Annotated in this window: 6 protein-coding genes; all 6 read left to right on the top strand. The window is 68.0% G+C overall.

The genetic code is table 11. From position 1 onward, the window contains the following. Positions 1-8 precede the first annotated feature (8 nt). The 6 genes from AB0I21_RS08880 to pabB are packed head-to-tail and all read left to right on the top strand — an operon-like array spanning position 9 to position 12,666. On the top strand, positions 9-1,766 hold the full coding sequence (locus AB0I21_RS08880) for a carbamoyltransferase C-terminal domain-containing protein (RefSeq protein ID WP_360559778.1): 1,758 nt from the start codon (positions 9-11) through the stop codon (positions 1,764-1,766). Further along, positions 1,763-2,503 carry a Type 1 glutamine amidotransferase-like domain-containing protein gene (locus tag AB0I21_RS08875; RefSeq protein ID WP_360559777.1) on the top strand — a complete coding sequence of 247 codons (741 nt, stop codon included), beginning with the start codon at positions 1,763-1,765 and terminating at the stop codon, positions 2,501-2,503. The genes AB0I21_RS08880 and AB0I21_RS08875 overlap by 4 nt, the downstream gene beginning before the upstream one ends. 32 nt (positions 2,504-2,535) lie before the next feature. Then, entirely contained in the window at positions 2,536-3,693 is a 1,158-nt protein-coding gene (locus AB0I21_RS08870) for a prephenate dehydrogenase/arogenate dehydrogenase family protein (RefSeq protein WP_360559776.1), read from the top strand. Beyond that, positions 3,687-7,877, top strand: coding sequence for an amino acid adenylation domain-containing protein (locus AB0I21_RS08865; protein WP_360559775.1), 4,191 nt, complete (start codon positions 3,687-3,689; stop codon positions 7,875-7,877). The genes AB0I21_RS08870 and AB0I21_RS08865 overlap by 7 nt, the downstream gene beginning before the upstream one ends. After that, positions 7,874-10,567 carry a condensation domain-containing protein gene (locus AB0I21_RS08860; protein WP_360559774.1) on the top strand — a complete coding sequence of 898 codons (2,694 nt, stop codon included), beginning with the start codon at positions 7,874-7,876 and terminating at the stop codon, positions 10,565-10,567. The genes AB0I21_RS08865 and AB0I21_RS08860 overlap by 4 nt, the downstream gene beginning before the upstream one ends. Continuing rightward, positions 10,564-12,666 (top strand): aminodeoxychorismate synthase component I, encoded by a 2,103-nt coding sequence (gene pabB / locus AB0I21_RS08855; RefSeq protein WP_360559773.1) that lies wholly within the window; start codon positions 10,564-10,566, stop codon positions 12,664-12,666. The genes AB0I21_RS08860 and pabB overlap by 4 nt, the downstream gene beginning before the upstream one ends. Positions 12,667-12,848: the final 182 nt, after the last annotated feature.

Genomic DNA, 12,848 nt, shown 5'->3' with positions numbered 1-12,848 from the left:
TCCCGCGAGTGGTGCTCGGCTACAGCGGCCTGCACGACTCCGCCGACTACCTTGCCGCAAAGCCGGGTTTGGTCGGGCACGAGGGACGCATCTTCCAAGGCATGGACTCGGCAGCCGCTCTGTTCGTCGATGGCCATCTGGTGGCGGCCGTCCAGGAGGAGCGCTTCACCGGGAACAAATACGAGAACCGCTATCCGGCCGCCGCCATGCGCTGGTGCCTGCAAGAAGCCGGAATCCAGCCCCGGGACGTCGATGCCGTCGCCCATGGATTTGCCTTCGGGCCGTACCGCCGACTGATGGAGTCCAGCGTGTCCGGCGCAGAACGGTACGCCGCTGTCTACTCACCGAAGCGTCAGCAGCAACTCCTCGGGCAGCACTTTCCTGAGCTGCTCGACCGGGTCCAGGTCACCGGCATCAGACACCATCGCGCCCACGCTCTGAGCGCAGCGGTCGGTTCGGGGTTCGACGACTGCCTCGCCGTCGTCATGGACGGCATGGGCGAGACCGACTCAGTCAGCGTGTACCGTTGGCGCGGGGGCCGGCTGGACCATCTGATGGCGCTGGATATGCGCAGTTCGCTGGGCTTGTACTACTCGCTGGTGACCATGCATCTCGGCTTCCAGCCGAACAGCGATGAACACCGGGTCATGGCGCTGGCAGCATACGGCGATCCGGAGCGGTTCGCCGACGTCATGGCCGACGCCGTCACGCTGCTTGGCGACGGGCGCATCCTGGTGCCGCTGCTGAACTCCGCACGCGACGATCCGTTCCGCGAGCAGTACCGCGCAGGACGCCGGTGGCTTGCCGAGCGGACCACACCGTCGGTGCCGGACGCCGACGGGGGGCTGGGGCCGGAGCACGCCGATGTCGCGGCGGCCTGCCAGCGACGTCTCGAGCAATCGATTCTGCACGTTATCAGCCACTGGATGGACCGTACGGGCGCGCGGGACATCGCCTTCGCTGGCGGCGTCGCGCTCAACTGTGTATCGAACGGTGTGCTGCTCCAGCACGGCGTGGAACGGCTCTTCGTCGTGCCCGCGTCGGGCGACGAGGGCACGGCCGTAGGCGCCGCGTTGGCCCTGCTGCCCGAGACGGCCCAGGCCATGGTGCCCGCCTTCCCGTCCTACGGACCAGATCCCGGGGTACCCGAGGGCAGCGGTCGGGCGTGGATATCTCTGCCGAGTGTCGCCGCGGCCGCGAGGGCGGCAGCAAGGCTCATCAGCTCCGGTGCGGTTGTCGGGTGGGCGCAGGGCCGGCTCGAGTTCGGCCCCAGGGCGCTGGGGAACCGCAGCATCCTCGCCGACCCGCGGGATCCCGCGATGCGGACGAAGGTCAACGCGACGGTCAAGTTCCGGGAGGACTTCCGGCCGCTCGCGCCGGCGGTGCTGGCCAGCCACGCGGCGAACTACTTCGACATACCCGCGGGCGCGGACGTGCGCCACATGACCGTGGCGGTCCCGGTGCACGTCCCGAAGCGTGCCACCATACCGGCGGTTGTACACACCGACGGAACCGCTCGCCTGCAGGCTGTCGACCATGCGACCAACCCGACCTTCGCGGCGCTCATCGAAGAGTTTTTCAGGATCACTGGTGTTCCGGTCGTCCTCAACACCTCGCTGAATGTCAAGGGCCAACCGATGGCGCGCGACGCGCGAGAGGCGCTCTGGACGTTCGAGCATTCCGCCCTTGACGCCCTGTTCGTCGGAGCGGCTGTACTTCTTCGTCCACCCTGGACAGCGGAGGACATCCTGCGGGAGCGGACATGAGCTCGGTGTATCTGCTGGGCGGAGGCTGGGACCCGGCGGCACTGCCGGCAATGTATGGCGAGTTCGCCGCCCAGGTCCGGGCCCGGGGCGGCCGACTCGCCTACGTGCTGCAGAGCGGAACCCCGGGCACGCGCTTCGTCGACGTCTTCACACAGCTGGGATTGACCTCGGTCCGCAGAGTCACAATCTCGGCGAGGCGATCGGTGGCCCAGCGGGAACTCCGCCACGCCGACGGCATTTTCGTGTGCGGCGGAAGTAACCCGCTCTATCAAAGCGCCTTCAACGACGTCGCGGCAGAGGCGCGGCAGCTCGTGATGGCTGACGGCGTTCCCTACGCGGGTTTCTCGGCGGGCGCCGTGATCGCGGCTGACCGGGCCCTCCTTGGTGGTTGGCGGCGTCGCCTGCCAGGTCTGGAGGTGCCTGTCTGCGCCGAACGGCGAAACGAGGGCATCGAGACGATCGCTGCCGCGGACGGACTCGGGCTCGTGCCGTTCACGGTGGACGTCCATGGGACCCAGTGGGGCACCGTCTCAAGGACGCTGCACGCGATCCATGAGGGCCTGGTCGACGACTGCTACCTGGTGGACGAAAACACCGCTCTCACCGTCAGGCAGGGCTGTGCGACGGTGTCGGGTCTCAACTCGGTCTACCGCGTCTGGCGCACCGATGCAGGCATCCACGCGAACGTGTTCCCTCCGGGGAGCCGGTTCGAGGTCCTGTCAGGCAGCGGACTGTGATGCACCGGCACGAGATGAGAGGAATGCCTGAGATGCGATCGCTGGACGAATTACGCGGACTCATCGCAGCCGAGGACCGCGAGATCGTCGGTCACCTTGCCCGCCGTCTCGAACTGGTCCTGGAGGTGGCGCATCTCAAGGGGCGGACCGGGCTGTCAGTCATGCAGCCGGATCAGGTCTCGAAGGTCCTGGACCGGGCGGAGGCCGGTGCGACCGATGCCGGCCTGTCGGCCACGTTCGCCCGGGAACTGTTCGAGCTGATCATTCGTGAGGCGTGCCGACTGGAGTCCCAGGCGTTCGCCCCGCGGGTCCAGGGCACCACCGCGATCGTCTTCGGCGCCATGGGCACAGCCGGAGGCATCACGTGCGAGTGGCTCGACCGAGCCGGCATCAGCACCACGAGGGTCGACCTCAAGGATGTTGAGGCGTCAGGCGTGGTCGGCGATGTGCTGGCCCTCACGCCCGAGCTGATGACGGCGGTCTCGGCAGCAGACCTCATCGTGTTGGCGACCCCGTCCGACGTCACTCACCGGGCAGCCGAACAGTTGCTTGTCCAATGCGCCCCGCATGCGGTGGTGATCGACCTCCTCTCATCGAAGACAAGCTATTCGGAGCTCGTCGCGCGGCTGGACCCGAGGTGCGCAGCCATCGGCCTCAACCCCATGTTCGGGCGCAACATCGCACCCGCCAACCCCGTCTGTCTCGCGGTCACCTACCGGACCGGGTCGGGCTGTCCTGACGTGCTCAGCGCGCTGCGGGGGGCCGGCCTCACAGTGTTGCGGCTCGCGGACGCCGGCGAGCATGACCGGCTCTGCGCCCGATGGCAGGCCCTCGCCCACGCCGCACTCCTCGCGTTCGGCCACGCGTCGCGCTTCCTCGAAGCTCCCTCTGATCCGCCGGACCGGGCAGCCCCGCCGCCGTACCAGCTGCTCGAGGCTATGGTCTCCAGAATGCTGCGCGCAGGCCCGGAGACCTACGCCGAGATCCAGTCGATGAATCCCTACGCGGCGCATGCGCGATCGCTGTTCGCCGCTGCAGCGCTCGAACTCGCGCAGGGCGGGTCGACGGCGTGGAACACTTACCGGGATCAGGTCATGACGACGTCGCCCGGCGTCCGCACCGAGGAGGGCGAAGGCCGATTCCTTCTGGCAGCGCGCGCGCTGATCGAACGGGTGGACCAGCCGTGGTAGCCACCGTGGAGCCCACCCCGGGCCAACTGGCGGTGTGGCACGCGCTTCAGGTCGGCGGCGGGCCGGAGTTCCACATCTGCCGGTCCGTCCGGATCGCTGGTCCCGTGGACGTCGCCGGGCTCGTCGACGCCATTCACCGGTTCACCTCCACCCTGGCGGCCCTGCACGTGCGGTACGCGACCGAAGGTCGACGGCTCGAGATCCACGAGGTCGCCCCAGGCCCGGTGGAGGCGACCATCGAGGATCTCTCGGACCAGGGACTCATGGCGGCGGAGGCTCGGCGGGTGCGGTTCTGCGGCCGATCGTTCTCCTTGGACACCGAACCCGGGCTACGGTTCCTGGTGCAGCGATGCTCGTCGGACGTGTGGCTGACCGCGGTCGGTCATCACCTTGCCCTCGACGGTGCTTCGGTCGACGCCATCGTCAGCGGCGTGCTCAGCACCTACTGCGGCCAACCCGTGACCCCTCCATCGAAGCGGCTCACAGGCACGGCGCCGCCCACGGAGACCGCGTCGCGACAGTATGAGTTGTCCCTGGCCGGTGTTGAACAGAACAGGCCATTCGACGGCCCAGAGCCGGACGCCGGGTCCGTAACCGTGGTGCAGCGCACCGTCGATGCCAACCTCGCCAGGGCACTGCGGTCGACCGCCCGCGCAGCGGCGTTCTCGCTGAGCCACTGCCTGTTCACGCTATATGCCACCGTCGCCCACGCTTGGTCGGACAGCGACGACCTGGTCCTGATCACCCCGGTCGACATCCGCAGCCGCGCGGACCGGGCCGCCTGGGGCATGGGGGTGAGCTCAATCGCGGTCCGCAGCACGATCGCTGGCGACCAAACACTCCGCGAAATGGGCTCCGTACTTCGCGAGGAGTTCCTCATGGCCTACCGCCATCGGAGCGTCGGCGTGGTGGGGCTGGCCCGGCGCGTCGGGCTGGGCCGTCGAGCCGACGGCTCGTCGTGGCTGACCGACTACGAGTTCAATGTCATGACGGCGTGGGTCCCACCCGCCGCGGCGGCCGCGGCCGGACTGACCATCACGCCCGCTGCCCAATGCGTTGTCGCGCCGCAGTACGACGTGAGCCTCTCAGCGATAGCGGACGACGATCACCTGGAGCTCTGCTGGCAGGTCCGCGGACGTGACTCGGCAAAGGCGGAGCTCCTGCATGACCTGTTCTGCCGCTTCGCCCAGGCCTGGGTCGACGACCCCGAGGCCCAGCTCCGGGACGTGCCACTGCTGGAACCCGGAGAGGCGGCAGCGTTACGTGCCTTCGGATCGGGACCTGACCGTGCGGTCGACCAGCGGTCCGTCGTTGACCGGGTGCTCGCCCACGTGACCGGCCGCGCGGATGACATCGCGGTTGAAACGTCGTCGTGCACCTATACGTACCGACATCTCGCGGACCGCGTCGACGGCATCGGCGCGATGCTGAAGGCCGTTGGTGTCGTTCCCGGCGACCGCATCGCCGTGCACCTTGAGCGGAGCTTCGACCTTGTCGCCGCGATGCTGGCGACCTGGGCAGTGGGCTGCGTCTATGTTCCAATCGACCGTAACAACCCGCCGCCGCGGGTCACGACCATGCTCGATCTCGTCGCGGCCCGGGTGCTGCTGGTGGACGGCCCGGCGGACGGGTTCGCGGGCATGGGAACGCCGCCGGTCATGCTCGAGCTCTCCTCGGGCACGATCATGGGCGAGTCGGGCCCGATCCATCAACCCAGTTCTCCCCGAGACCCGGCCTACATCGTCTTCACTTCCGGCTCGACAGGTCGCCCGAAGGCAGCCGAGATCCATGTCGCCGGCATGATCAACCATCTCGACGAGATGATCCGGATCGGTGATCTTTCGGCGACTGACGTGTTCGGGCAGCTGGCGCCTCTCAGCTTCGACGTACACATCTGGCAGATCTTGGCGCCGCTGGTCCTGGGCGGGCGCCTGCGGCTCATCAGCCAGGAGGAACTGCGGGATCCGCTCGAGCTGGCCAGAGTGTGCGCTGCCGCCGGCGTCACGGTGCTGCAGGCAGTGCCCTCCTATCTCGAAATGTGGCATCACCTCGCCGCCACCAACGCCGAGCGAACGGACCCGGCCATACGGGTCCTGTATGTCACCGGCGAGGCATTCCCGACGAGTCTCGCGAAGAGATTGGTGCGGATGTTTCCCGGGGCGACGTTGGTCAACGCATACGGCCCGGCCGAGGCCAGCGACGACGTGGCGCTGCACGTCGGCACGGTGGACGATGCGAGCGTCGTCGTTCCCATTGGGCTCCCTGTCGCCAACGCCGAGCTGCTCGTCGTGGACAGGTGGGGCCGGATGCGACCCCGAGGCCTCAACGGTGAGCTGCTGGTTGGCGGCCTCGCCGTCGGCAACGGATACCTCGAACCGGACGCCCGGGGTGCCTTTCACGCCGACCACGACAGCTCCTCAGGGCGGACGTATCTGACCGGCGATGTCTGCAGAATCGAGCACGACCGCTTCGTCTTCCAAGGCCGTCGCGATCAGCAGGTCAAGGTCGGAGGGCGGCGTATCGAGCTCGGCGAGATCGAAAGTGCGTGCGCGTCCGTCGATGGTGTGACCTCGGCGGCTGTCATCGCCTCAGGTCGAGGAGCCGGAACGCGACTGGTCGCATTCGTCACGGGCCACCGCTCGCTCACGGCGGCCGTGCTGCGCGAGGGGCTGTTCGCACAGCTGCCCGCGTTCATGGTCCCTCGCGTCGTCATCGTCGACAGCCTTCCGCTGACCGCGAACGCAAAGATCGACCGCGACGCTCTGCTCGCGCTGGACCACTCCACTACCTCGATCCCAGCAGCGACCCATGAGCTCGTGCGGGCGACGTGGGCCGACGTCCTGAGAACCGGCGCCGTGGCAGGAACCGACAACTTCTTCGGCCTTGGCGGAGATTCCCTGCGGGCGATCGAGGTCATCACCCGGCTTCGGCGGCACGGCGTTCAAGCCGAAATTTCAGCACTCTACACCGCACAGTCGCTGGATGCGTTCATCGACCTTCTCGTCGACCACCCGCAACCCGCGCCAGACCGGAGCGTCCCACTGCCCGCAGTGGTCCAGTGGCATCTCGGCTCCGACGGACCCACGTTCCTCCAAGGCGTGACCTTCGAGGCAGCCGTCTCCGAGCAGGAGATGACCGACGCGATCACGCGGGTTCTCGACGCCCATCCGGTCCTGCGTGGACGGATCGGACTTCACGACGGACGGTGGCTGCTGGACCCAACAGCGGGTGACGACATCTGGCTCCACGCAACGGGCACAGCCCCGGAAGAGCTGACGCAACGCGCGATCGAGCAGCTCTGTGAAGATCGACTTGTCGCGTGGGCCTCCACTGCCCTGCCCGGCCGCACCAGGGTGGCCCTGGTCGCTCATCACGCAGTGGTCGACAGCTCGAGCTGGACCGCCTTGCTCGGTGACCTCGATCATGTCCTCGACGGGGGGAGCCCCGCCAGCCCGGAATGGGGATACCTGACACACTGCGCCACCGGCGACGAACCGGTGACGATCCCGCCGTCGCGTGAGGCCGACGCCACCTCAGCGATCCACCGCCTGGAGATTCCTTCACGGCCTGGAACCGACACGGCCACGGTCGAAGCCGCCGTCGTCGCCGTCGTCGCTCGCGGCTGGAGCGCCCATGCGCGACGAACAACGGCCCGCGTGGTAGTCGAGCGCGACCTGCGGTTCGGCCCTAGGACGGGCCCGCGGCCAGCGCCCACGGGCGTCGGGTGCTACGTCGGCCTGGCCGCCACCGACCTGGACGTCAGCGGCGACGACAGGGAGCTCGTGCGCTCGTGCGCGCTCGCGCTCGGCGCCGCGGCCGACACGAGCGGATGGGGCAGCGCCGACATCATGGTCAACACCGCCAGGGCCGGCATCTCCGCGCTAGCACTCGCACATGTCCAAGAAGTCCATGACCTGCTCGAAGTACCGCAGCTCAACGCCCGCAGTATGCCGACACCCGTGGTCGTCGACATGACGACGACCGCACACACGACCCACGTAACACTGACGGTGCGACAGCAGGGCGACCGCGCCTGGGACGTGGACGCCGCCGCACTTCGGGCGGCGATCCTCGACCTGCTCGACGGGGCCCGATCGGAGGTCCCCGCGGGGCTCGATCTCCTGGACATGGACGCCAAAGAACTCGCCGGGCTGCTGACCCAACTCGATCTGGAGCAACGGTGACCATCGAGGCGGTCCTCCCCGCCCTGCCGTTGCAGGTGGCCATCGCCCGGCTGAGAACAGCGGACCCACGAAGCCGACGCTATGTCGACTCCCGGACGTACCGCGTGACACCGGCACTCGAGCCCCACGGCGTTGCCGCCGCCTGGAGCACGTTGCATCGAAGATGGCAGGCTCTTCGCAGCCGGCTCGTCGAACACAACGGAAGCTGGCTCCTCGTCGTGGACGACGAACCCAAGGTCACGAACTTCGAAGGCCTAAACGTGAGCGGGGTCGACGACCGGCAACAGCAGCGCATACTGCGGGACCTTGACAGTCGTCTCGCCGACCAGGTCCTCGCCGGTGCGCCCGCCGCGCTCGGTCTGCTCAACGCCGACAGGCATACGGTGCTCACACTGACCTGGCTCCACGAACTGCTTGACGGCCCGGCGGTTACGACTCTCCTTAATGAGTTGCGCCAACTCTGCGAGGGCGACGAGGTCCGATCGTCGGCGCCGGTGCCGCTCGTCGACGTGACGCGCGAACTGCAGACGCTCGTGCCAATCGAGCTCCCCCAGTCGCTCGGCTCGCCCCCACGCGACCTATGCGGCTTTCCAGGACGGCGCTCGGACGCGATCGCGACGACGACGCACAGCCTGGATGGCGCGGCTCTGGTGAGGATCGCCGCGGACGCGGGCTCAACCGCTGCGGTGGTCGCGATCGCTGCCTGTGTGAGCGCCCTCGCCGCCGCCGTCCCGGCAGGCGGATTCCTGCTGACGGCCGAGGATCTGCGCCCGCCCCGCCGGCACGGGGTGCCTGGCATGTTCAGCGGCGTTGCCGCCACCTGGCATCCGGGCGGCGCATTGACCTTCCGGGAACTCGTCCGTGTCATCCACCTCGGCCGCGGCGCGGTGGCCGGGCGTCGACCGGTCTCCTTGACCGATCTCCTCAGACCACTCCGCGCCGCCGGCGTCGCTGGTATGCCCGATGTGCTGCTGACCGTGCACAGGCCGATCCCACCGGACACGGCGGAACGCCACCGTTGGCAGATCCTGTCTGCCTTCGAGGCGACCGAGTTCGCGGTGAGCCTGGATCTCGTGCTAGACGAGGACGCCAGTCTCCACATTCACGCCGACCCCGCCCGCGTTCCCGATGTCGGTCCGCCGCTGACCGACCACATCATGCAGGCGCTCGCCGCGCCCACGCGAACGTTCGTGCAGCCCGGCGTCGACCTGGGCGCTGCCGCACCACGGGCGGTCGGCGGGGCCGGCGACGGCGAGACCCGAACCGTCGTCGCCGTCTGCGCCCGCGCGCTCGCCATGCCCGACCTCGAGTCGGACACCGATCTCACCGGCCTGGACGTGGGTTCGCTCGACCTCATGCGTCTTGCGGTGGCACTGTCCGAAGCCGGTCTACCCGTCTCCGTCTCGGACATCTTCCAGCGGCGAACACCGCGTGGGCTCGCGGCCCGGCTCGCCGGGCCGGCAACATCGGATGCCATGACCGTCACCGCCACATCGGCTCTGGAGCGCAGCCTACTGCAACGGACGGAGAAGCATCGTCTCGGTCGCCAGCCCATGCACGAGCAGAGCATTATCGTGGTCGCTACATATCTCGATGTCGCCCGGTTCGCCCGGGCCGTCGCCCACGTCGGTCGCACGACCGGAGTGGTGAACACCCGATGGGCGGCCAGCCCAGAATGGACCCTAGCGGCAGACCCAGTCGGGCCACCGATCCACGCCGTGGACGTGCCGTCCGTGTCCGATCTGGACCCCGCCGCGCGCAAGATCCTCGCATCAGATCTCGCACGGGGATTCGGCCCCGGCGACCTGCTTTATCGTTGCTGGCTCGTGCGCGCGCCCGCGGCGACCGCCATCGTCGCCAGCTGGCACAATGCGATCCTCGACGGCTGGTCGACGGCCACGCTGATGCGGTCGATCCAGGACGCTTACATGGCCGACGACGCTGGCCTGTTGCCACCGCCCGCATTCGGGGCCTCGATCGACGAGTTCCGGAGATGGTCGGCGTCGCGGGCGGGAGACAGCGCGGCGGTGTGGGCCCACTACCTGGCCGGTACCTCGACGTTCCGGTTCAACCAGCTGGGTCCTGTCCTGGACCGGCGCAGGTCCGCCCCGAAACCGGCAGGTCGCCTGGAGCAGTTCACCAAACACGTAGATCCGAGGACCACCCTGAACTCGAGCGTCTTGGCGCTCGCGGGCCGGGCATTCCAGGAGGTCCTGGACCTCCCGGAACACGAGCCGATCGGCGTGCGGGTCGGGCTTCGCCCGGCCACGATACCCGGCAGTCTACGGATGGCCGGCCAGGCCACACTCGAGGCGCCGCTGCGCTTCGACTTCACCACAGACCAGGACGCGGCCGCCTCCATCCAAACGGCGATCAACATGGCGCGGGAAAACGGCCACATCGGTGAGGCCGGAATCCGCGAGGCAGTGCGCTGTCCACCCGATGAGGAGCTGTTCCGGCTCCTCCTGGTCACCGAGTCGGACCTGCCGGAAGACGAATGGATGATGCGCACGTCAAGCGTGCGCGCATGGCGCGAACTCTCGATGTGGCGGCGGGAGGTCTCACCATCGGTGGTTACGGCCTATGTGCACACCGGCGGCGAACGACTCGTCATCGAGGTGAGCACCACTCAGGACGATCCGGACCGCATCGGCGCAGCGGTCGCGACGATCCTGGGAGGCCGAGCGTGACCACGCTTCTGATCGACAACCACGACTCATTCACGTATAACCTCTACCAGCTGCTGGCCAACTTTCAGGGCGAAACGCTCGTCGTCCGCAACGACGACCTGGCAGCCTGGCACCGACTCGACTTCGACCACATCGACCGGATCGTGATCTCCCCAGGCCCCGGGCGGCCCGACCGGGCGGGGGACTTCGGCCTCAGCCTGATCGCCGTCCGGGACCAGCTGCGCCCGCTCCTCGGTGTGTGTCTGGGCCACCAGGGCCTCTGCGTCGTCTCCGGCGGCCGGATAGTCCGAGCCCCGGAGCCGATGCACGGCCGTGCTTCCTGGATCCGCCATGACGGAAGTGAGCTCTTCGAGGGACTCCCGAGCCCTTTCCGGGCAGTCCGCTACCACTCTCTCGCAGCGGTGGACCTTCCGCCGGCCATCACCTGCACGGCCCGGTCCGATGACGATGTCGTCATGGCCGTGCGTCACGAACGATGGCCCGCCTGGGGAGTCCAATTCCACCCAGAATCGATCAGCACAGAGTTCGGAGCAGAACTCCTGGCAAACTTCCTGCGGCTCACCGGCGGCGATCCTCGCCGGAGGCGACCGGGCGGTGCCCGCAGACCGGTCGCGCAGGCCCAGGTGGGCGAGTCAAGCGGCCAGCTCCGCGTCTCCTGGCAGCGACTGGAGAGCGTACCCGACCCGGCGGCGGCGATCAGCGCCCTCTTCGGCGAACAGGACGTCGCGTTCTGGATCGACACCTTGGGCGTCGACTCGGAGGACAACGCCTACACCTATGTCGGTGGCTCCGGCGGCCCACATTCCGAGACGGTCGAGTATGACCTGGGCCGAGCAAGCGTGACCGTGAGCCGGCCCGACGGCCAGCGAACCGAGGCGGCGACCATCTTCGACTACCTCAACCCACGGCTCGCCGCCCACCGACTCGCAGTGGACGCCCCTGCGCCGCTCAACCTCGGCTACGTGGGCTGGTTCGGTTATGAACTCAAGTCGCTCACGACTGGTGCCCAACGCCACACCTCCCCCTATCCGGATGCGTTCTTTGTACTCGCCGACCGGATGCTCATCATCGACCATTCGGCGTCCACTGCCTGGCTCGCCACACTGGAAGACGACATGACGGCGCCAGAGGCCGCAGCGTGGCGGCGGTCCGCGTCCGATCGTCTCGATCGGCTCCCGGAAGAGCCCATGCCGGACCTGGGCGCTGAACCGGAATGCGGGCCCGACGTCGTGCTGCGCCACGACCTTGCCACCTACTCCCACATGATCGCCGCATGCCAGGAACACATCCGCGACGGCGAGACCTACGAGGTCTGCCTGACAAATCACCTCACGATCGATGCGGACGTAGATCCACTCACCCTGTTCCGCATCCTGAGGCAGACGAGTCCAGCACCGTTCAGTACCTTCTTCCGCACAAAGACCCTCGCAATCGTTGGGGCCTCACCCGAGCGGTTCCTCACGATCCACGACGGGTCGGTGAGGTCGAAGCCGATGAAGGGAACCCGTCGACGAGGCTCCACCCCGGACGAGGACGAGCACCTCCGCGAGGACCTTCGGACCAGCGTCAAAGATCGCGCGGAGAACCTGATGATCACCGACCTGGTCCGCAACGATCTCGGCCTGATCGCCAAGCCGGGCACCGTGCGGGTCGAGGATCTATACCGAGTCCAGACATACGAGCACGTGCATCAGATGATCTCGGTCGTGTGCGCCGATGTAGCCGACGGCCGTTCAGCGATCGGCTGTGTCCAGGCGACGTTCCCGGGTGGCTCCATGACCGGCGCACCCAAGGAGCGGACCATGTCCATCATCGACGACCTCGAGGGGGCAGCGCGCGGGATCTACTCGGGCGCCAGTGGATTCCTCTCATTCGACGGCGGACTCGACCTGAGCATGGTGATCAGGACCTTCATTGTCGAGCCCGGCCGGCTGACGGCCGGCACGGGCGGCGCCATCACAGCGCTGTCCGACCCCCAGGCCGAGATCGACGAAACGCTGGTCAAGGTCCGTGCGCTGCTCCGTGCAGTCCGCCTCACGCTCGACAGCGAAACGGTCGCCGGCCGGGTCAGCATGCCGGGAGGTGACCTGATGGGCTAACCGACCGGCCCGGACAAGGTTAGTGCGCCGCCTGCGGTGCTGCGACGCATCGTCTGCCATGGCTACCGCGCCGCGGCCGCGGCTCGATCGGAACGCTTCACAAGCAACGACATCGACGCGGAACCCGTACACCTTCCCTCGGCGTATTGCAGCTCGTCGACCGAGGGGCGCCATCTCACCAA

It is taken from the genome of Dactylosporangium sp. NPDC050588 (assembly GCF_040654975.1).
GTDB lineage: Bacteria > Actinomycetota > Actinomycetes > Mycobacteriales > Micromonosporaceae > Dactylosporangium > Dactylosporangium maewongense.
Note: the sequence above shows the minus strand (reverse complement) of the source record. Positions and strands in the feature narration are given on the sequence as shown.